This is a genomic window from Minwuia sp. IMCC3060, from assembly GCF_029909435.1.
Taxonomy (GTDB): Bacteria; Pseudomonadota; Alphaproteobacteria; order Minwuiales; family Minwuiaceae; genus Minwuia.
The window spans coordinates 3,075,308-3,096,641 of sequence record NZ_CP123782.1 but is presented as its reverse complement, the minus strand read 5'-3'; the positions used below and the strand labels follow the sequence as shown (position 1 = coordinate 3,096,641).

The 21,334-nt window shown below is 65.7% G+C and carries 11 protein-coding genes; 7 read left to right on the top strand and 4 right to left on the bottom strand.

Features of this window, described 5'->3' with window-relative positions; all coding sequences use genetic code 11:
- Positions 1-10: 10 nt before the first annotated feature.
- On the bottom strand, positions 11-700 hold the full coding sequence (locus tag QGV54_RS14575; RefSeq protein WP_281016114.1) for a helix-turn-helix domain-containing protein: 690 nt from the start codon (positions 698-700) through the stop codon (positions 11-13).
- 134 nt (positions 701-834) lie between these two features.
- Between QGV54_RS14575 and QGV54_RS14570 the strand changes: the two genes are divergently transcribed.
- From QGV54_RS14570 to QGV54_RS14560, 3 genes are all read left to right on the top strand, one after another.
- Positions 835-1,671, top strand: a complete 837-nt coding sequence (locus tag QGV54_RS14570) for a methyltransferase domain-containing protein (protein WP_281016115.1) — start codon at positions 835-837, stop codon at positions 1,669-1,671.
- Positions 1,672-1,795: 124 nt separating this feature from the next.
- Positions 1,796-2,083, top strand: coding sequence for a putative quinol monooxygenase (locus tag QGV54_RS14565; RefSeq protein ID WP_281016116.1), 288 nt, complete (start codon positions 1,796-1,798; stop codon positions 2,081-2,083).
- Between the two features lie 10 nt (positions 2,084-2,093).
- Complete coding sequence (locus tag QGV54_RS14560) at positions 2,094-3,098, top strand: NADPH:quinone oxidoreductase family protein (protein WP_281016117.1); 1,005 nt, start codon at positions 2,094-2,096, stop codon at positions 3,096-3,098.
- A gap of 104 nt (positions 3,099-3,202) precedes the next feature.
- On the opposite strand, the gene QGV54_RS14555 is transcribed toward QGV54_RS14560, so the two are convergent.
- From QGV54_RS14555 to QGV54_RS14545, 3 genes are all read right to left on the bottom strand, one after another.
- Positions 3,203-4,855, bottom strand: coding sequence for a FumA C-terminus/TtdB family hydratase beta subunit (locus QGV54_RS14555; protein ID WP_281016118.1), 1,653 nt, complete (start codon positions 4,853-4,855; stop codon positions 3,203-3,205).
- A 125-nt stretch (positions 4,856-4,980) separates the two neighbouring features.
- Positions 4,981-5,376: a hypothetical protein gene (locus tag QGV54_RS14550; protein ID WP_281016119.1), complete on the bottom strand. Its 396-nt coding sequence runs from the start codon at positions 5,374-5,376 to the stop codon at positions 4,981-4,983.
- A gap of 40 nt (positions 5,377-5,416) precedes the next feature.
- Positions 5,417-15,574 (bottom strand): hypothetical protein, encoded by a 10,158-nt coding sequence (locus QGV54_RS14545; protein ID WP_281019971.1) that lies wholly within the window; start codon positions 15,572-15,574, stop codon positions 5,417-5,419.
- Positions 15,575-16,038: 464 nt separating this feature from the next.
- On the opposite strand from QGV54_RS14545, the gene QGV54_RS14540 reads away from it, so the two are divergent.
- The 4 genes from QGV54_RS14540 (at position 16,039) to QGV54_RS14525 (ending at position 21,330) form a co-directional block, all read left to right on the top strand.
- Positions 16,039-18,909 carry a peptidoglycan-binding protein gene (locus QGV54_RS14540; RefSeq protein WP_281016121.1) on the top strand — a complete coding sequence of 957 codons (2,871 nt, stop codon included), beginning with the start codon at positions 16,039-16,041 and terminating at the stop codon, positions 18,907-18,909.
- Between the two features lie 87 nt (positions 18,910-18,996).
- Positions 18,997-19,620, top strand: coding sequence for a hypothetical protein (locus QGV54_RS14535; protein ID WP_281016122.1), 624 nt, complete (start codon positions 18,997-18,999; stop codon positions 19,618-19,620).
- A gap of 55 nt (positions 19,621-19,675) precedes the next feature.
- Positions 19,676-20,593 carry a sulfite exporter TauE/SafE family protein gene (locus QGV54_RS14530; RefSeq protein WP_281016123.1) on the top strand — a complete coding sequence of 306 codons (918 nt, stop codon included), beginning with the start codon at positions 19,676-19,678 and terminating at the stop codon, positions 20,591-20,593.
- The gene (locus QGV54_RS14525) at positions 20,593-21,330 is read left to right on the top strand and encodes a TIGR02186 family protein (protein ID WP_281016124.1); all 738 of its coding nucleotides are present in this window, start codon (positions 20,593-20,595) and stop codon (positions 21,328-21,330) included. The genes QGV54_RS14530 and QGV54_RS14525 overlap by 1 nt, the downstream gene beginning before the upstream one ends.
- The last annotated feature ends 4 nt before the right edge of the window (positions 21,331-21,334 follow it).

Here is a 21,334-nt window from a genome sequence, read left to right as displayed (position 1 = left end):
GGGGGGGCGCTCAGCTCTCGTAGGCAGGTCTTACATCTGCGAGCGGGCTGAGATTGAGCCAGGCGCCCAGACACTTTCTTGCCGCCGATGAGCCGATGGCCTCCAGCCGTTCACTTGCAAGGGCCGGAACGAGCGGCAGATCACCCCTGACGATGTGGATCATGTCGGGCAGGGTGCAACTGAGATAGAGATCGACCTCGAACCCCGGATCGTCGAGGCAGAGTTCACACTGCCCGTCCTGGTTCACGAACCACCACACGTCCTGACCGTTGGGCAGGTCGGTGAAGGCGAGGCGAACAACGGCAGGTGACTTGCCAAAGGCATCAGCCTCGACACTCCGTTCTATTGCCCAGAGAAGCAGGCCGAGGTCGATCTCGCCTTCGGCAAGATCGCGCCGCGTCCAGCGTTGACCCCAGACGCCGAGCGTGTCGATGAGCGGGATGAACTCACGCCCCGCCTCTGTCAGATGATAGGTCCAGCCCTTCCGGTTCTCCTGCGGTCGCCGTTCCACCACCCCTTCCGCCACAAGCTGCTTCAGTCGCCTGGACAGAAGTGTTGGCGACATGAGCGGTACGCCGCGCTGCAGTTCGGAGAAACGGGTCGAGCCCCAGGCCAGATCGCGAATGATCAGGGGCGTCCACCTTTCGCAGAACAGTTCGGCTGCCTTGGCTACCGGACAGAACTGAGCGTAGCTCTTCATCACTGTGCCTTCCGACGTTTCCGGGGACAGAAATCCGATGTCCGCCAAACTACAGTTTGTGGAGTTTCCAGCCAAGTTTCGCAGGTGGAGAATGCGCACGCAGAACAAGCAGTGCACGATTTCGGGAGACAGAAATGCAAGAGAAACTGGAGGATGCCGTCGCGACGCACTATGGCAGGGACGGGCTGCTGGAAGACATTCTGGCAGGGCTTGAGAAGCTGGGCGGAAACCCGGATGACCCCGCACCTGAACAGCTCGCGGCGGTCGATGAATTTCACACCGCAGGCCGGATCACCACGCTCGAGGCGCTCGGCATGGCACCTCTCCGGGAGGGCATGCACGTGCTTGATGCCGGCTGCGGCATTGGAGGAACGGCGCGGGTGCTGGCCCGTGACTTTGGATGCCGCGTGACGGGCATCGATCTCACTCCGCAGTATGTCGATGTGGCACGCAAGCTGACCGCACGCATGAAGTTGGACACGGCATGCGAGTTCCAGACGGGCAACGTCCTCGCCATGCCCTTCCCCGACGGTGCCTTCGATGCCGCCGTGACATTCCATGTGGCCATGAACATTCCGGACCGGGGACGCCTCTATGGCGAACTCGCCCGTGTGTTGCGGCCCGGCGCGACGCTCTGCCTGTTCGACGTCATGAAGGGGGCGGCGCCCGGCATGGTCTATCCGGTGCCCTGGGCGGAAACGGAGGCCACGAGCTTTCTCAGGACCCCGTCCGAGACACGGAATCATCTGGTGACTGCCGGATTCAGCCTCGACAGGGAGGAAAGTCGGCATTCCTTTGCCGTGTCGTTCTTTCGCGAGGTGCTGGCAAATGCGGCAAGGGCCGGAAGTCCGCCTCCCCTTGGGCTGCATCTGCTGACCGGTCAGAACTCGCCGGAGAAGTTCGCCAATTATCTGCGGGGACTGGAGGCCGGGCAGATCGACCCGGTGATCATGGTGGCGACACGACTTTGAGTTCCGATCGACCGGACCTGCGTCAGCGGCATGGCTGTGGGCGCGCTCCGGCCCGGAAAGCGGCTTGCCGTTGCTGTCTGCCCAACCTACCCTTCCGACAGGCTCAATTCAGGGGAGGATGGCCATGATTGGTGTAGTTGCGACGATCAAGTGCAAGGACGGTTCGGCTGAGGATTTCGAGGCTGCGGCGAAGCAGCTTGTGGAGGCCGTGAACGCGAACGAACCCGGATGCCTGTTCTATCGCCTGTTCAAGACCGATACGCCGAACACCTACCGCTTCCTGGAAGCCTACAAGGACAAGGAAGCGACGGAGGCACATCGCGCCTCGGATCACTTCAAGACCATGGGCCGTGCCATGGGGGCATTCATGGATGGCCCGCCGTCGGTCGAGCGTCTGCCGGGCGTCGAGTGACCGAAGCCCGATGAGGGCACTCATCTGCAACGACTGGAAACCGTTCGACGAACTGGAACTTGGCGACCTGCCCGTGCCGGAGATGCGGGCGGGGGCGGTGCGCATCCGTATCGATGCCTGCGGTATCTCCTTTGCCACCGGTCTGGTGGTGCAGGGCAAGTACCAGCGCAAGCCGCCCCGGCCATTCGCGCCGGGGACGGAGATCGTCGGCATCATCACCGAATGTGCCGACGATGTGGACCGGTTCCGGGTCGGTGATCGCGTCATGGCCTTCATCGACTGGGGCGGCGCGGCGGAGGAGGCCGTGGTCTGGGCCGGGCAGGCCTATCCCGTGCCGGACGGCCTGTCGGATGCGGAAGCCATTCCGCTGCTGTCGTCCTACGGCACGTCCTATGGGGCGCTTGTGGAGCGGGCAGAACTGAAGCCTGGCCAGACCGTGCTGGTGCATGGGGCCGGGGGCGGTGTCGGCCTTGCGGCGGTGGAGATCGCCCACGATATCGGCGCCACCGTGATCGCCCGGGCAGGAACGGCTGAGAAGCGCGACTGGCTGCGCCAGCGCGGCGCCGACCATGTGCTCGACAGTCGTGAAACCGATTTTCGTACCGCTGTTCAGGAACTGACGGACGGACGCGGTGTCGACGTCATCTACGACCCGTTGGGCGGGGACGTGTTTCACCAGTCGCTGAGATGCCTCGACCTGGGCGGGCGACTGCTCACCATCGGTTACGCGGCAGGAGAAATTCCGCAGCTTGGCGTCAATCTGCTACTGCTGAAGAATGCCACCGTGATGGGCTTCAACTGGGGCACCTACTGGGGCTGGACCCCGGTGGACGAGCGTGTCCGGCTGACCCCGGAACGGAACCGTGTGATGGCGGGACTGACCGAACTCTGGTCACGCAGGGCCATCAGCCCGAAGATCCATGCCACCTATCCGCTGGCCGACTACAAGGCGCTCTGGGCAGAGATTTCCGAACGCCGAGCCGTTGGCCGCGTGGTGCTGCTGCCGCAGGCCTGAGGCCGCCGACGTCGCCGCATTGACCAAATTCAACCTGGACACCTGCCTTCCCCCTGCGTTGGGGGGAAGGCAGGCCAGGTCCGGTGCGGCCAGTCCGGCGGGTCTTACTTCGCCGTGACGGACGCGTCCATTTCCGGTTCGTGACGGCGGCTGGAGCGATCGAAGAAGTCGTTGCCCTTGTCATCGATGACGACGAAGGCGGGGAAGTCCTTCACCTCGATCTTCCAGACGGCTTCCATGCCCAGTTCAGCGAAGTCCAGCACCTCGACGCTGGTGATCTCGTCACGACCGACACGGGCGGCGGCACCGCCGATGGAACCGAGGTAGAAGCCGCCGTTCTTCTTGCAGCTGTTGACCACCTGCTTGGAACGGTTGCCCTTGGCGACGGAGATCATGGAGCCGCCAAGCTCCTGGAACTCCGCCACATAGGGATCCATGCGGGCGGCGGTTGTCGGTCCGAAAGCGCCGGATGCATAGCCTTCCGGGGTCTTCGCCGGACCGGCGTAGTAGATCGGGTGATCCTTGAAGTAGGCCGGCAGCTCGCCACCCTGGGCCACGCGCTTCGACAGTTCGGCGTGCACGATGTCGCGGGCGACGATCATGGTGCCTGAAAGCAGGATCGGCGTTTCCACCGGCAGCTTGGTCAGGATGTTGCGCAGTTCATCCATCGGCTGGCTGAGGTCGATGCGGACCGCGTTGCTGGCATCCGCCTCCGCCGTCGGCAGGTACTTCGACGGATCACGCTCCAGCGCCTCCATGAACACGCCGTCGCGGGTGATCTTGGCCTTGGCCTGGCGGTCGGCGGAGCAGGAGACGCCGATGCCGATGGGCAGGGACGCACCGTGGCGCGGCAGGCGGATGACCCGCACGTCGTGGCAGAAGTACTTGCCGCCGAATTGCGCGCCGATGCCCAGGTTCTGCGACAGCTTGTGGATCTGCGCCTCCAGCTCGATGTCCCGGAAGGCGCGACCGGTCATGTCGCCGGTGGTCGGCAGCCCGTCGTAGAACTTGCAGCTGCCCATCTTCACGGTCTTCAGCGTCTGCTCGGCGGACATGCCACCGATGACGATGGACAGGTGATAGGGCGGGCAGGCAGCAGTGCCGAGGGTCGGCAGCTTCTCCGCGAAGAACTGCAGCAGGCGGTCCGGATCCAGTACCCGGCGGGTTTCCTGGAACAGGAAGGTCTTGTTGGCCGATCCGCCGCCCTTGGCGATGAACAGGAACTTGTAGGCGTCGCCGCCCACGGCCTCCAGATCGATCTGTGCGGGCAGGTTGGAGCCGGTGTTCTTCTCCTCGAACATCGACAGGGGTGCCATCTGGCTGTAGCGCAGGTTGCGGGTTGCCCAGGTGCGCTGGACGCCGACGGAAAGCGCCTCCGCATCGTCGCCATCGACGATGACCTGCTGACCCTTCTTGCCCACGACGATCGCGGTGCCCGTATCCTGGCAGGAGGGGAACTCCATGGCCGCGGAAATATTCGCGTTCTTCAGCAGTTCCAGCGCCACGAAGCGGTCGTTGTCCGACGCCTCCGGATCGTCGAGGATATTGCGCAACTGCTGCAGGTGCGCAGGCCGGAACAGGTGGCTGATATCGCCGAACGCGGTCTCCGCCAGGTCGCTCAGCACGTTGGGCTGGACCGTGACGAACTCCCGGCTGCCCAGCTTCTCCACCTTGACGCCGTCCACGTCCAGCTGCCGGTACTCGGTTTCATCCTCGCCCAGCGGAAACAGCGGCCCATACCCAATGTCGCTAGCCATCTCAAAGACCCCCTTTGATCACCCCAAAATCATGCAGACGCCAAGCAGAACACAAATCGCCGGGAAATGCAGTATCCGCGCAGGCGAATTCTGTGGCGCTGGCCACAGGCGGTCACACGGACGGTCTAATCCGTGATGACAATCAGGTTGCTGGCCGTCAGGTCGCCGGACCGGGTTCCGGCAACGCGGATGCTGTCGGTGTTGGAGAGGCCGATGAACAGCCCGTGCGGTGTTGACCAGACCCGGCGCGCAACCTTCTCGTAGGTCGGCCAACGCTCCAGGTTGCGCAGGATGATCCGATCCTCCGCCGGGTCGAAACCGGTGATCAGGTCATGGCCGCTGTCAGGACCGAAGATGAATGTATCGGGGCCGAAGCCTGCCTGATGCATGGTCTTGCCCGGCGTGTCGACGTGCTGGCGTACACCGTCCCGCAGCGTGACGGCCGGTTCGGCCATGGCCAGTGGCGGCAGCAGGGCCAGACCAAGTGTGGCGGCGCAAAGCAGACGGGCACCCCTTTGCACGAGGGGTGCCCGCTGGTGTCCTTGTCCTCTGGTCACGGGATCAGAAGATGAAGTCGTCCGTCTCATCCAGTGTCACACCGGCCAGACCCTGCAGGGTGAGGGATTCCGTCCCGCCGCCCGTGATGGTGATGACCAGATTGCCGCCGGAGTCGACGAAGTTCAGATCGCCGAAGCTGATCGACAGGGCAGAGAAGTCGATGACGTCGTCGGTGCCCGCGCCAGCCACGAAGTCCTCGATCACGTCATTGCCGAAGCTCGCGTTGTCGAAGACGAAGAGGTCGTTACCATCCTCACCGGCCAGCGTGTCATTGCCACCCGTGCCACCGTTCAGCGTATCGGCACCGGCATCACCGAAGATGCTGTCGTCACCCAGCCCGCCGAACAGGAGATCGGTACCTTCACCGCCATCCAGCACGTCATTGCCGTCCTGGCCCAGCAGGGTGTCGTCACCGGCCTCGCCGCGCAGGGTGTCGATGCCATTGCCGCCGTCGAGGCTGTCGTTGTCGTCACCACCCAGCAGCGAATCATTGTCGTCGCCGCCGAACAGCACGTCCTGGCCGCCGGCACCGTTCAACTGGTCATCGCCGGTACCGCCGAAGATGGTGTCGAAGCCGACCAGGGTGTCGAGGGACGGATCATCGCCGTTGATGGTGTCGTTGCCTTCATTGCCGAACAGGCTGTCGAAGTTGCCGCCACCCAGGATGAAGTCGTCGCCAAGGCCACCGTTGATGGTGTCATTGTCGAACTGACCGCGCAGCGTGTCGTTGCCGTCGCCACCGTCGATGAGGTCATTGCCCGCGCCACCGAAGACCCTGTCGATGCCGTCACCGGCGGAGATGGTGTCATCGCCGTCACCGGCGCTGATCGTGTCGTTGCCGATTCCGCCATTGATCGTGTCGGCGCCGACATCACCAACCAGGGAGTCGTCTCCGTCACCGCCGTCCAGCGTGTCATCGCCGGAGCCGCCATTCAGGGTGTCGTTCTCCGTCCCGCCTGTCAGCAGGTCGTTGTCCGCGCCGCCGAACAGGGCGTCGGCACCAGCCTGGCCGGAAATGATGTCCGCGCCATTGTTGCCTGTCAGCGAATCCGCGCCGGTCCCGCCGTCGATGGTGTCATTGTCATCACCGCCGGAAATCGTGTCATCGCCGTCGCTGCCGGTCAGCAGGTCGGCACCGGCATCACCGAAGATCAGGTCAGCATCGGTTCCGCCGTCGATCAGGTCGTCGCCCAGGCCGCCTTCCAGCGTGTCGTTCCCGGCATCGCCGATCAGCGTGTCATTGTCGTCGCCGCCGTCGATGGAGTCGGCACCCAGGCCACCGGTGATCGTGTCGCTGCCGGTGCCGCCACTGGCGATGTCATCGCCGTCGCCGGCACTGACGACGTCGTTCCCGGCACCCGCCTGCACCGTGTCATTTCCGGCACCCGCATCGATGTTGTCATTGCCGATCCCGCCGGAGACCGTGTCGGCCCCGTCACCTGCGTTGAGGACGTCATCGCCGTCCCCGCCGCTCAGCGTATCGGCCCCGTCACCGGCCAGGATCGTGTCGTTGCCACCCTGACCGAAGAAGTGGTTGTCCAGCGTGTCTCCGGACAGGAAGTCGCCGAAATCGGAGCCGAGCACACCTTCCATGCTGGTCAGCGTGTCATTCTCCGCCGAACCGCCGGACGCCGTGCCCAGGTCGAGGTCGATGAACACTGCCGAACCGCTGTCGGAATAGTCGGCGCAGTCATCGCCCGCGCCGCCGTTCAGGCTGTCGGCACCCAGGCCGCCCTGCAGCGTGTCGTTGCCGTCGCCGCCGTCCAGCGTGTCGTCACCGTCTCCGGCAACGATGGAGTCATTGCCGTCCAGACCCTGGATGGTGTCCGCGCCACCGGTTCCGTTCAGCGGAATGTCATCGCCCGGCGTGCCGGTGATGACGGTCGGGCCGCCAAAGTCGAAATCGTCCGCGTCCAGTTCGGCGACCAGCACGCCCTGCAGCACCAGCACACCGGCTGCACCCAGGTTGATGGTGGTGTCGGTACCGTCGTCCGTGGCGTTGGCCAGCACGTCGGCGAAGTTGTTCAGCGCCGTGACCGCCTGCACGTCGATGACGTCATCGGTTCCGGCACCGGCCACGAAGCCCTGGATGGTGTCGTTGCCGAAGCCGTCGGCCAGGATGAACAGGTCGTCGTCGCCGCCGCCGTTCATGAAGTCGTCGCCCAGGCCCCCGGTGATGGTGTCGTTGCCCGCACCGCCCTGCAGCGTGTCGGCCCCGTCGCCGCCATCCAGGATGTCGTCGCCATCCTCGCCGATGGCGATGTCGTTGCCGCCGCCGGTGGTGATGGAGTCCGCCCCGGCACCGCCGACAAAGCGGTTGTCCTCGGCGCCGCCGGAGAGCGTGTCGTCTGCGGAGGTGCCGATGGCACCCTCGAAGTTGCTGATGGTATCGTCACCGAACAGCGTGTCTGACGTGTCGAAGGTGACCGGTCCGGTCTCTCCGGAAAGGTCGAGCACATCGAGACCCGCACCGCCGTCCAGGCTGTTCGCCCCGGCACCGCCACTGACGGTATCGGCACCCAGTCCGGCATCGACGGTATCGTCGCCGTCACCGGCCGCGATGGTATCGGCACCACCGGCACCGAACAGCGTATCGCCTGCGGCGCTGCCGATCAGCGTGTCGGCAAGGTCGGAACCGATGACCTGCTCGATCCCCGAAACCGTGTCATTGCCACCGTTGGAAAGGTCGAAGCTGACCCCCGTGACTTCCCCGGCGAAGCTGACCGTGTCGGAACCCGCACCGCCAACCACCGAGTCGGCACCCTGGCCCACGAACAGCAGGTCATTGCCGTCACCGGCGTCCAGCGTGTCATTGCCTGCATTGCCGCCCAGCGTATCGTCGCCGTCACCGGCCAGCACCAGATCGGCACCCTGTCCGCCCAGCAGGCTGTTCGCGCCCGCCGTGCCGATCAGCGTGTCGCTGAAGCTGGAACCGATCAGGTTCTCGACATTCGTGATGATGTCGCCGGCCGCATCGCCACCTGCGGCAGTGCCGAGGTCGAGATTGACGTTCACGGCAGCCGAGGAGCCTTCGTAGGTCGCCGTGTCGTTGCCGGCACCGCCGTCCAGCGTATCGCCACTGGCGCGGCCCTGCAGCAGATCGTCGCCGCCCAGACCGAACAGGGCATTGCCGAATTCGTCGCCGCGCAATGTGTCGTCGAAGTCGGAGCCGATGATGTTCTCGATCTTGTCGAAGAAGTCGCCGGTTGCATCGCCACCCGTGGCTGTGCCCAGGTCGATGTCGACATTCACGCCGGAGGCGGAATTGGCATAGGTGATGGTGTCATCGCCCAGTCCGCCGCGCAGGGTGTCGGCACCTGCGCCACCTTCGAACAGGTCGTTGCCCAGGCCACCGGCCAGGCTGTCGTCGCCGCCCTGGCCGAGCAGCGTGTCATCCTCCGAGCCGCCGAACAGCGTATCGGCGCCCGTGCCACCCTCCATCGAGTCGGCACCCTCGCCACCGTTCAGCAGGTCGTTGTCATTGCCGCCGAACAGCACGTCATTGCCATCATCGCCGATCAGCGTGTCGTTGCCGCTGTTGCCTTCCAGCGTGTCGTCGTGACAGTTGCCGTCAATCGAGTCGGCACCGTCGCCACCAATGACGCTGTCGTCGTCGTTGCCGGCGTTGATCGTGTCGTCGCCCGCACCGCCGTTGATCGTGTCATTGCCGAGGTCGGTGCTGATCGAGTCATTGCCCAGACCGCCATTGACGTCGTCGGCACCAAGCCCGCCAGAGATGGTGTCATCGCCATCCTGACCCAGCAGCGTGTCATTGCCGTCCCCGCCGTCCAGCAGGTCGCCATCGTCGCCGCCGAGGATGGAGTCGTCACCGTCGCCGCCCAGCAGCGTGTCGATGCCTTCGTCACCCTGAAGCACGTCGTTGCCGATACCGGCCACGAGCGAGTCGGCACCCAGGCCACCGGCCAGCGTGTCATTGCCTTCGCCCGCGCTCAGCGTGTCATTGTCGTCGCCACCGTCCAGGCTGTCATTGCCGAGACCGCCGATCAGCGTGTCCTCGCCCGCATTGCCGGTGATCGTGTCGTCGCCCGCATCGCCGAACAGGGCATCAAGACCGTCGCCGCCGGTCAGGTCGTCGGCATCGTCACCGCCACGCAGGGTGTCGTCGCCCGCGTCGCCGCGCAGCGTATCGATGCCTGCGCCGCCGCTGATGCTGTCCGCCCCGATGCCGCCGTCGCCCAGGTCATCGCCGTCGCCGAGCGTCAGCGTGTCATCGCCTTCCTCGCCCCGCAGCGTGTCATTGCCCAGACCACCGTCGAGCAGGTCGTTCTCCGTGCCGCCAAGCACCGAGTCATTGCCGTCGCCACCGAACAGCCGGTCAACGCCTGCGCCGCCGTTCAGATTGTCGTCGTCCGCGCCACCGTCCAGCGTGTCGTCGCCATCCTCACCGGCCAGGGTATCGTTGCCTGCGCCGCCGGAGGCGGTGTCCGCCCCGATGCCGCCGACCAGAAGGTCGTCGCCGTCGCCTGCATCCAGCGTGTCGTCGCCTTCATCGCCCTGCAGGGTGTCGTTGCCCAGACCGCCGATCAGCGTGTCGTTCTCGGTGCCGCCGAACAGACGGTCGGCGTCATCGCCGCCATCCAGCAGGTCGGCACCGGTCGAACCGGAAAGCGTGTCATCGCCTGCACCGCCGGTGACGGTATCGTCACCATCCGCTGCGCTGACATTGTCGTTGCCGTCCAGTGCGTCGATGTTGTTGGCGGAGCTGTTGCCGGTGATGTTGTCGTCGAAATTGGTCGCGATCAGGTTCTCGAAGCCGGCAACCGTGTCGCCGGCGGCGAAACCACCGGACCCGACACCCCCGGCCAGATCCACCGTCACCCCGGCGTCGGAGTTCGAATAGTCGATCAGGTCGATGCCGCCCAGCGCGTTGATGTCATCCGCACCGGCACCCGCGATGACCGTGTCGTCGCCCAGGCCGCCGTTGATGCTGTCCGCACCGGCCCCGTCGATGATCAGGTCGTTGTCTTCGCTGCCGCCCAGCGTGTCGTCGCCGTCGCCGCCTTCAAGCGTGTCGCCGCCCGTACCGCCGATGATGCTGTCCGCACCCAGGCCACCGACCAGGGAGTCGGCCCCGGCGCCGCCGGCCAGCGTGTCATTGCCGTCACCGCCGTCCAGCACGTCGTCGCCGCCCAGGCCTTCCAGCTTGTTGTCGGCGGCGCTGCCCAGCAGGGTATCGCCGAAGCCATTGGTGCCGACCGCGCTCTCGATGGAGATCAGCACGTCGCCGTCGGCGTCGCCGCCGGTGGCAACGCCAAGCCCGATATCGACATTCACGGCCGCGCCGGAACCGCGATAGTCGGCGGAGTCATTGCCGTCGCCGCCATCCAGCACGTCTGCGCCCGCGCCGCCTTCCAGGCTGTCGTCGCCAGCCTGGCCCAGCAGGGTATCCGCAGCCGCACCGGCGGAGATCAGGTCGTTGCCGCCGCCGCCCTGCAGCAGGTTCTCGGTCGCGGAACCGGTGATCTCGTCATCGTCGAAGCCGCCGATGGCATTCTCGATGAAGGCGTAGGTGTCGCCTGCCGCATCGGAAAGCTCGCCGACGCCCGTGGTCAGATTGATGCGCAGGGCACCACCTGCGGCGGAATAGTCCACCGTGTCGGTGCCATTGTTGCCGTTCAGCTGATCCGCACCGGCATCGCCGATGATCAGATCGTCGCCTTCACCACCGGCAATCGTGTCGTCGCCCGCATCGCCGGACAGGGTGTCGGCCCCGTCGCCGCCCCGGACCACGTCGTTCTCCGAACCGCCGAACAGACGGTCGTCGTCGGCGCCGCCGTCGACCAGATCCTCGCCCGACTCGCCGAACAGGGTGTCCGCGCCAGCGCGCCCGAACAGATTGTCGAGGCCATCGCCGCCGAACACCAGGTCCGCGTCCGCGCCGCCGTCCAGGGCGTCGTCGCCCGCGCCACCCGACAGGGTATCGGCGCCATCCTCACCCAGCAGCGAGTCGATGCCCGCATCACCGGTCAGGGAGTCATTGCCCAGGCCACCCAGAATGGTGTCGTTGCCGTCGCCACCGATGCCGCTGTCATCGCCCGCGTCGGTCTTGATCAGGTCGGCGCCCGCGCCGCCGTTGGCCACGTCGGAGCCGGCCCCGCCACGCAGCGTGTCATCGCCGTCATCACCGGCAAGCGTGTCATCATCGTCACCGCCGAACAGCGCGTCGTTGCCCGCCCGGCCCAGCAGGAAGTCATCGCCTGCGCCGCCGCTGAGGGTGTCGTCACCGTCCAGTGCGTTGGCGCCGTCGGCACCGTCCAGCACGTCCGCGCCGTCCGAACCCACCAGGCTGTCATTGCCCAGGCCGCCACGCAGCGTGTCGTCACCCAGTTCGCCGAACAGGCTGTCATCGCCCTCATCGCCGCGGATCGAGTCATTGTCGTCGCCGCCGGAAATCTGGTCGTTGTCGGCCCCGCCGCGCAGATTGTCCGCCCCGGCACCGCCGAAGATCTCGTCGTTGCCGCTGTCGCCGTTTAGGCTGTCGTTGCCACCTTCGCCGAAGATGCGGTCCGCGTCCGCGCCGCCGTTGGCCGAGTCATTGCCGTCGCCACCGAAGATATTGTCGGTCCCGGCATCGCCATTGACCGTGTCATCGCCCGCCTGGCCGAACAGGCGGTCGGTACCTGCACCGCCGAAGATCTGGTCGTTGCCGTCACCGCCGTCTGCCAGGTCGTCGCCGTCGCTGGCCGACAGGGTGTCATTGTCCGCGCCGCCGAACAGGTCATCCTGATCGCCGCTGCCGGAGATGAAGTCGTTGCCAGCCAGACCGAACAGGTCATTGGCCGCATTGGAGCCGGTGATCGTGTCGTCGAAGTTCGACCCGATCACGTTCTCGATATTCAGGTAGATGTCACCCAGAGCATCGCCGGCGGTGCCGTTTCCGGTTCCGAGATCGACACCCACTGCTGCCGTGGAGGCCGCGAAGGTGATGGTGTCGGTCGCCGCGCCGCCATTGATGGAATCCGCGCCCGCGCCGCCGATGATCGTGTCGGCCCCGGCGCCCAGCGCCAGGGTGTCGTCGCCCGCACCATCCGACACCAGGTCCAGCCCGTTGCCTGCCGTGATGCTGTCGTTGCCGTCGCCCGCGACCAGGGTGTCGTTGCCCGTGCCGCCGATCAGCGTGTCATTGCCCGCCCCGGCGTCGATGGAATCGTCGCCCGCCGCGCCATCGAAGTTGTTGTCACCGCCATCGCCGATCAGCGTGTCACCGGCACTGGTGCCGATGGCACCTTCGATGTTGGTCAGCGTGTCGCCGGTCGCGTCGCCACCGGACGCCGTGCCCAGTCCGATATCGACGGTGATGGGGCCGAGCGAGCCGGAATAGTCGGCCACGTCGATACCCGCGCCACCGTCCAGCGAGTCAGCGCCCGCGCCGCCCTTCACCGTGTCCGCACCGTCCCCGCCCAGCAGGGTGTCGTCACCGGCCAGACCGGACAGGCTGTCCGCGCCTGCCCCGGCATCGAGTACGTTGTTGTCCAGGTTGCCCTGGATGATGTCGATACCGCTGGTGCCGATGACATTCTCGACCTTGCGCAGCTGGTCGCCTTCCGCATCGGAGCGGCTGCCCTTGCCGTTGTTCAGGTTGACGGTCACGCCACCGGCAGAGCTGGTGTAGTCCGCCGTATCGATGCCTGCACCACCCGCCATGCGGTCAGCGCCCGCGCCACCCACCAGGGTGTCATTGTCGTCGCCGCCGCGCATGTCGTCATTGCCGGAGCCACCGAAGATGGAGTCCGCGCCCGCATCGGCATTCAGGATGTCATTGCCACCCTGACCGAGCAGCAGATCGTCGCCGCCACCGGCCCGAATGATGTCGGAGGCTGCACCGCCGTCCAGACTGTCGTTGCCAAGGCCGCCTTCGATGATGTCGGAGTCCGCGCCGCCGAAGATGCTGTCGTCGCCGTCGCGGCCCTTCAGGATGTCGCTGCCCACGCCGCCGGAGAGGGAATCCGCGCCATCCTCGCCGTCAATGAAGTCGGCGCCATTGTTGCCGAAGATCGTGTCGTTGCCGGTGCCGCCGACCAGCGTGTCGCCGCCATCGCCACCGTCGATGCTGTCGTCGCCGCCATCGCCCTTGACGGTATCCTTGCCGTCATTGCCGAACAGCCGGTCGTCGTCGGCACCGCCGCGGATCAGGTCGGAGTCATCGAAGCCACGGATGGTATCCGCACCGTCGCCGCCGAAGATCCGGTCGCGCCCGCCATCGCCATGGGCCGAGTCATCGCCGGTACCGCCGAAGATCGTGTCCTCGCCGGAGCCGCCCTCCAGACTGTCATTGTCCTCGTCACCCGAAATCAGGTCGTCGGCCGATCCGCCGCGCAGCGTGTCATTGCCGAAGCCGCCCTCCAGCGTGTCAGCCGCGCCGCCTGGGACCGTCTCGGCCCCGGAATCGCCGATGATCGAGTCATCGCCCAGGCCACCGAACAGCTGATCGAAGTCCTCGTTGCCCGTGATCGTGTCGGCGCCGTCGCCGCCGAAGATGCGGTCGTTGCCTTCCTCGCCCGACAGGTCGTCGTTGCCGGCATTGCCCTCGATCGAGTCCGCGCCGATGTTGCCGCGTACCGTGTCCGCGCCCTCACCACCGGTAATGGTGTCGAGGCCGGAGCCACCTTCGATCAGGTCATTGTTCAGGCCGCCGTTGATGATGTCGTCGCCGGTCTCGCCACGCAGGGTGTCGTCGCCGTCCTGTCCCTGGATGGTGTCGTTGCCGACGCCGCCCTGGATGGTGTCACCGCCGGTGCCGCCTTCGATGGAGTCGGCGCCGCTGCCACCCCGAATGGTATCCGCGCCGTCGTTGCCGAACAGGGTGTCGTCATCCGCCTGTCCGTTGATCTCGTCATCGCCGAGGCCGCCGGTCGCGAAGTCCGCGCCCGCGCCACCGTCGATCCGGTCGTTGCCCGCGTTGCCGTCCAGCAGATCGTTGCCGTCGCCACCATTGACCGTGTCCTGGTCGGTGCCGCCGACGATCGTGTCGTCGCCATCGTCACCGAACAGGCGGTTCGCACCGCTGGAGGCCGTGACGACGTCATTGCCGCGACCGCCCTGAACCTCGTCATCGCCGGCACCTGCAATCAGGGTGTCGTCGCCGCCGACTGCATCGCTGTTCAGGTCACCGCGCAGCGTGTCATTGCCATCGCCGCCGTCCAGCAGGTCGCTGCCCTGGCCGCCGAACAACTGGTCGTTGCCCGCATCGCCAAAGACGATGTCATTGCCCGCGTCGGCACGCACGGTGTCATTGTCGTCACCGCCGGAAATCTGGTCGGCACCATCGCCGCCGACGATCACGTCGCTGCCCGCGTCACCGCTGATGGTGTCGTCACCGGCATCGCCGAGAATCTTGTCGAACGCGTCACCACCGGAGATCAGGTCGCCGTCACCGCCACCGATCAGGCTGTCCTGTCCGGCACCACCCTCCAGGGTATCGGTGCCGCTGCCACCGGCCAGCGTGTCGTTCCCCAGGTCGCCGGTCAGCGAATCCGCGCCGCCTTCACCTGCCAGGGAATCATTGCCATCGCCGCCTACGACGGTGTCATTGCCTTCCTTGGCGAAGACGGTGTCATTGCCGGCACCGCCGTCCACATTGTCGTTGCCGCTGCCTGCGTGGATGAAGTCATCGCCATCTCCGCCGGTGACGCTGTCATCACCCGTGTCGGCGAAGATCGTGTCGTCGCCCGCGCCGCCATCGACCGTGTCGTTGCCGCCGTCCGTCTCGAAGCGGTTGTTGGTCGCATCGCCGGTAATGACGTCATCGCCACTGCCGGACCGCAGTTCCTGCACCGCGATCAGGGAATCAGTGCCGAACTGGGAAGTGACCGTGCCGCTGTTGAGGTCCGCCAGGACGGCATCGGTCGCATTGGTATAGTCGGCTTCGTCGCGGCCTGCGCCACCCGCAAAGGTGTCGTCACCGAGTCCGCCACGGAACGTGTCGTCCCCCTCGTTGCCGAAAAGGGAGTCTGCCCCGTCGCCACCGTTCAGTGAATCATTGCCAAGGCCACCGAGCAGGGTGTCATCCCCGTCCAGGCCTGCAATCGTATCATCCGTCGTCGTGCCGGTAAGCGAGTCGGGGTTGTTGGTCCCGACAATCTCGGCGAATCTCACATTGGAGACAGCCGTAGCCTTGAGCAGTTCAACCAGAAGCGACATTCAGGACCTCCAAAGTCCGACTTCTTGCTGACCGCAGCATTCCTTGTTTTTGCTCTTAACGACCAGAATTAGCACAATCTTTACGAAAATGCCAAGCGTTGCATAGGCACGATCTGTCACAGTCCCGACGAATGACCGATATGTCGCGCGCCAGGCGAAACGGACGGTCGACGCGACAACCTGAGACGTATGTGCCGCCGACCTGCACCAACCCGGACGCAAGCCCTGGAACGGGCAGGCCGGAGCCGGTCCGTTGACCGGTACACCCTGCGAGACCAGCCGTACCAAGGCTGTCCCGATTTCAATTCGGCCCTACCGGTCCCTGGTCATACGTCTTGCAGGGACCTTTGACTTTGGCGAAAATTCGGCCCTACTTGTCGGTCAGGTAGTACGAATCAGGCAAGCATGCTTCACCGTGATGCGGGAATGTCCTTGCCTGTGAACAGGTTCGGGAAGCGATTGCCATGAAGCCGGGAGCACCGTGGAGCATCAAGGGCGTCGACGGCGACGCGCGTGAGGTGGCCAAGGCCAAGGCCAGGGCGGCGGACATGACGCTGGGCCAATGGCTCAATCGTGCCATTGCGGAGGCGGACAGGCCACAGGCCGCCGCGCCTGCACCAGCCCAGCCGCAGGGATCCTCGCTGGATACCGCACGGCTGATGCGCGCCATTTCGGAGGTGGCGCGAAGGGTCGATCAGGTGCGAGACAATCCGTCGGCACCTGCGGACTCTTCGCAACTCGAGGCGGCCATCGACAGCATCGGCCGGCGGCTGGCCGGGCTGGAACGTTCGCTCGCTGCAACCTCCGACATGTCAGGCATTGTCGAGAAGATCGATGCTGTGAACGGGCGGCTCGAAGCCATGGAGTCCGCGCGCGGTCAGTCGGCACCGCCACCTGACCTCACGGAGGGTCTGGCCCCCCTGAAGGCTGACATGCAGCGCATGATGAACGGCATGCTCAACCTGGCGCGGAAGATCGATGCGGTTGATCAGCGGGCGGAGGAAAGGCTGGTTCCCCTGCGGGAGGAACTGGCGGCGCGCGCGACGGATATCGCGCCGACCGCGGAACCGGCGCCGGAAGACCCGAGGCTCGACCTGTTGCGCGACGATATCCAGGAACTTCGGCAGGCTGTCGAGGCGCGGCCCGACGTGCCGCGGGAAGCCGCTCCGGACATTGGCGGCGCGGTCGCCGCAGCGCTGGCACCCGTACTGGCCAAGCTGTCGGATCTGGAACGGCAGTTCGAGCAGGCGCAGAAGACACCGGTTCCGCCAGCGCCGGAACCGGTCTCCGTCACTGCTCCGGTACCCGAGCCGGAACCGGAGCCCGAGCCGGAACCGGAGCCCGAACAGAGTGAACAGCCTGCTGAAGGGATTGCTGCACCAGCGGGACCTTCGGACGCGGAATCCGCCGATGTTCGGGATGAACCGGAGACCGGGGATGGAGGAGACCTCGACGATGACGATGCGCCGATGCAGCGCCCTGCGCCGGGCGCCATTCAGGCACTGCACGATCTGACGGCGAACCGTCAGTCTGTCAGTCGCCGTGTCGAGCCGATCCTGCGAGACCTGCCGACCGAGAATACCGGTGACCTTGACGATGACGACAGGCCTGACTTCAGCATGGCACGCGGCGCGTCGGAAGAGGAACTGCGCGGGGAAGAAGCTTCCCCGGAATCCGAGGCGCCAGCGGCGGCGCCCGTGACGCAGGACGAGACGGGGGCCTTCGCCGCCTTCAATGAGGACACCGAGCCCGGCCCGCCGGATGATGCCACCGTGATGGCACCGGAGCCGCGCGCGTCAGAGGTTTCCGGCGCGGATGCGGATGATTCCGATGCCGATATTCCCGCCGCTGCCGCGCCACCGGATCGGCCAAGGCGTATCGTGCCCGTGGAAAGCCTGCTTGCGGGCGGCGACGGCGCAGACCCGCAGGTCGCGCCCCGGGATTCAGGCCCAGAGATCGAGACCGGGCACCCCGAATCCGCGACGGCGGCGGCTTCCCCGTTGGAGCGGCCAGCCGCAGGCATGGCCGCGTCCGGACCCATGGCGGCGGGTCATGTCATGCCAGATCAGCCCCGCCGCAGCCGCCGTGGTGCCGGCTATCTGGTAATTGCCCTGATCTTTCTGGCAATTCTCGTGGGTGGCTTCTTCGTCATCGGTGACCCGCGTTTCAATGACTGGGTGACGCAGGGACGTCAGGCCATTGCAACACTGACCGACATGGTGCCTGTTGGTGATGAGGAGCCATCGGTCGTGTCGGAAGGGGCATCGGAGTCTGATGCAGCCGAACCGCCTGCGGTATCGAGCGCACCGGCGGCGATCACACCCCCGACCGAACCGGCACCGGAACGCTCCGCACCTCTGGCGTCCGAGGCTGTGGAAGCAGCGCCGTCACCTGCGCCGAGCGCACCGTCGGAGCCGGAGGCGTCCCCGGCGCCTGAGCAGGTTGCTGCGGCGCCTGCGGCGGTTTCTGCCCCGCCCGCCCCTGCAGCACCGGCATCGACGGGGGATGATCTCGCGGCCCTGCAGGCCCGCGCGGACGCCGGAGATGCCGCGGCGCAGTTCGAGCTTGGCGTGCGCTACAGGGATGGCAACGGCGTCGGTGTCAGCTATGCGGAAGCGGCCCAGTGGTTCCAGCGGGCGGCGGAACAGGGAAATGTCCCGGCACAGGTCGATCTCGGCATCTTCTACCGCCAGGGGGTGGGCGTCGCGAAGGATGTGGATTTGGCGAAAGTCTGGTTCCACGCGGCTGCCCGCGCCGGTCATCCGGAGGCACAGAACTTCCTTGGCCAGGTCTATGTCGGCGAGGAGCAGGATCGTCCTGACTACTTCCAGGCAGCCCGCTGGTTCCGCGAAGCGGCCGAGCAGGGAGTACTGGACGCGCAGTACAATCTGGCCTCGCTCTACATGGGCGGACTGGGCGTTCCGCGAGACGACGCGCAGGCCTACTTCTGGTTTGGCGTTGCTGCGGGGCAGGGGGACAAGGATGCGGCCGGCAATCAGGAGAATGTCGCCGCCCTGATTTCCCCGGCTGAACGGGCCGAACAGGACCAGCGGATCTCGGCCTTCAGGCCGGTGAAGCAGTTCAGGCCCGCCGCGGACCAGGCAGGATCAACCGCCGCACCGCCGGCGCCCGCTTCGGGCGAAATCCGCCGCCGCGACCAGATCCGTCTGATTCAGCGGTTGCTGATCGCCCGTGGCTATGATCCGGGAGAGCCGGACGGGCTGCCGGGCGAACAGACCAGGGAAGCCATTCGCCAGTTCGAGACCGACAATGCGATGCAGGTCACCGGCAAGATCACGGAGAGAGTCCTTCAGGCGCTTCAATCCGGCGGATAATGTCCTGAGTCCCGTGGATTCCTTGCCGATTCAGTCCGACTGTGGGCAGACTGACCAAATCATGTCCGATGAGCCCTGAAGCGCAAAATGTCATCAGAAACCCCCTGGAGCGTTCGTGGAGTCGAGCCCGAGACGCGTGAGGCTGCCAAGGTTGCCGCACGACGGGCCGGACTGACGCTCGGCCAGTGGCTCAACCGGACGATCCGGAATGCGGTTGCCGAGCAGCTTGGGACGCGGGAAGCCGCTGCCGACACTGGACAGTTGCCCGCCCTGGCCAACGAAGTGCTGCTTTCGGCAATTCAGGAACAGCTCGACGCGCAGCGCGCGGCACTTGAAGCCACGTTCCAGCAGGCGCGGCCTGCCAGCGAGAATGTCGAGACGACACATCTACGCGAAGTGCAAGAGGCACCGACGGAGCTGAGCACGCGGCTGCAGGGAGAACTGGACGAGATCAAGTTGCTCATCCATGACTACCTCGGGCTGCTGTTGCCGGTGGCGGAGCCGGTGCAGGAACTTTCAAGGCAATTGCAGGATATCGGCAGCCTGTCGCAGGATGTGCGCCGCGCTGCCGATGCGGCGGAGAAGGCGGCGGCCTCGGTACTGCCGCTGGAACGTGCCGTGATGCGAATGAGCGGTGAATACAGGACGGAAGAGGCGGGCCAAGCGCATGAGCGCCGTGGTGGTGGGCTGGGAAAACTGTTCGGCAACTGAGGCGTGGTATCGGCAGTTTGTCGGTATGCGGCTTGTGACAGGCTAGGCGCGCCCGGTGCAGATCTATCTCCCCATCGCCGAGATGCCCGTGAACATCCTGCTGCTGATCGGCATGGGTGCGGGAATCGGGTTCCTGTCAGGCATCTTCGGCGTTGGCGGCGGCTTCCTGATGACGCCACTGCTGATCTTCATGGGCATCCCGGCCGCCGTCGCCGTAGCCACCCAGGCCAACCAGATCGTCGCCGCCAGTGTCTCCGGGGCCATCGGTCACTGGCGACGCAAGAACGTCGATATCCAGATGGGGCTGGTGCTGCTGGCCGGGGGCCTTGTCGGATCCTTCTTCGGCAGTCTGATCTTTGCCTGGATGAAGAGTCTGGGTCAGATCGATCTGATGATCCGTCTTTCCTACGTGGTCTTCCTGGGCATCATCGGTTCGCTGATGTTCGTCGAGAGCACACGGGCGCTGCTGCGCCAGCGGCGTGGCGCGCCGCGGCGGCGCATGCGACAGCACTACTGGGTGCATGGCCTGCCGTTCAAGATGCGTTTCCGCCGCTCCAAGCTCTATATCAGCGCGCTGCCGCCACTCGGTGTCGGCTTCGTCGTCGGACTGCTGGCCGCGATCATGGGCGTGGGGGGCGGCTTCGTCATGGTGCCCGCCATGATCTACCTGCTGGGCATGCCCACGGCGGTCGTGGTTGGCACTTCCCTGTTCCAGATCACGTTCGTCACCGCCGCCGTGACCATCATGCACTCGATCAATACCCAGACGGTGGATGTGCTGCTGGCGCTGCTGCTGCTGCCCGGATCGGTCATCGGGGCACAGATCGGTTCGCGTGTCGGCGTCAATCTGAAGGCGGAACAGTTGCGCGCCCTGCTGGCCACGATGGTGCTGGGTGTCTGCATCAAGCTGGGCATCGACCTGTTCCTGACCCCGGATGATCTCTACAGCCTGTCGATCAGCAGGTCCGGGTGATGCGGCAACTGCTGATTGCCATTTCCGTGTTTCTGGCCAGCAGCGCACCGGCGCATGCGGATGCGACACTGGTCAGCGACATCTCCTCCCACCGGATCGGCATCACCTCCAGTTACACCGGTACCGAACTGCTGCTGTTCGGAGCGCTGGGCGGCGGCGGCGGCGATGTCGTGATTGTCGTGCGTGGACCGGATCAGGATCTGACCGTCCGGCGCAAGGAAAGTGTGGGTGGCGTCTGGCTCAATACGGATGCCGTCAGCTACAGCGGTGTGCCGGGCTTCTACGCCATTGCCTCCAACCGACCCCTGTCGGAGATCGCCAGCGAGCGCATCCTGCGACGCAACGGGATCGGCATCAGCAGCCTGAAGTTCACCGGCGAGACATCGACGCCGGAAACGAGCGACCTGTTCGCCGAAGCGATTCGCCGCCGCAGGCTGGCGAACGGTCTCTACCGTTCCGATGAAGGGGCGGTCTCCGTCATCTATGACCGGTTGTTCCGCGCCACGATCCCGTTTCCGGCCAATGTGCCTGTCGGCAACTACAACGCCCAGATCTACCTGTTTCAGGACGGCCAGGTGGTGGTCGGTGAAACCAAGCCGATCATCATCGACAAGTCGGGCATCGAACGGGCGGTCTTCATCTTTTCCCGTCGCCAGCCGGCGCTCTACGGCATCTGCGCCGTCATAGTCGCCTGTCTGGCAGGATGGGGTGCGGCACAGTTCTTCCGCAAGCGCTGAAGCC

Excerpts from the sequence above, each read along its gene's own strand:
- QGV54_RS14575 (WP_281016114.1), bottom strand. The coding sequence starts at position 700 with ATGAAGAGCTACGCTCAGTTCTGTCCGGTAGCCAAGGCAGCCGAACTG.
- QGV54_RS14570 (WP_281016115.1), top strand. The coding sequence starts at position 835 with ATGCAAGAGAAACTGGAGGATGCCGTCGCGACGCACTATGGCAGGGAC.
- QGV54_RS14565 (WP_281016116.1), top strand. The coding sequence starts at position 1,796 with ATGATTGGTGTAGTTGCGACGATCAAGTGCAAGGACGGTTCGGCTGAG.
- QGV54_RS14560 (WP_281016117.1), top strand. The coding sequence starts at position 2,094 with ATGAGGGCACTCATCTGCAACGACTGGAAACCGTTCGACGAACTGGAA.
- QGV54_RS14555 (WP_281016118.1), bottom strand. The coding sequence starts at position 4,855 with ATGGCTAGCGACATTGGGTATGGGCCGCTGTTTCCGCTGGGCGAGGAT.
- QGV54_RS14545 (WP_281019971.1), bottom strand. The coding sequence starts at position 15,574 with ATGTCGCTTCTGGTTGAACTGCTCAAGGCTACGGCTGTCTCCAATGTG.
- QGV54_RS14540 (WP_281016121.1), top strand. The coding sequence starts at position 16,039 with ATGAAGCCGGGAGCACCGTGGAGCATCAAGGGCGTCGACGGCGACGCG.
- QGV54_RS14535 (WP_281016122.1), top strand. The coding sequence starts at position 18,997 with ATGTCATCAGAAACCCCCTGGAGCGTTCGTGGAGTCGAGCCCGAGACG.
- QGV54_RS14525 (WP_281016124.1), top strand. The coding sequence starts at position 20,593 with ATGCGGCAACTGCTGATTGCCATTTCCGTGTTTCTGGCCAGCAGCGCA.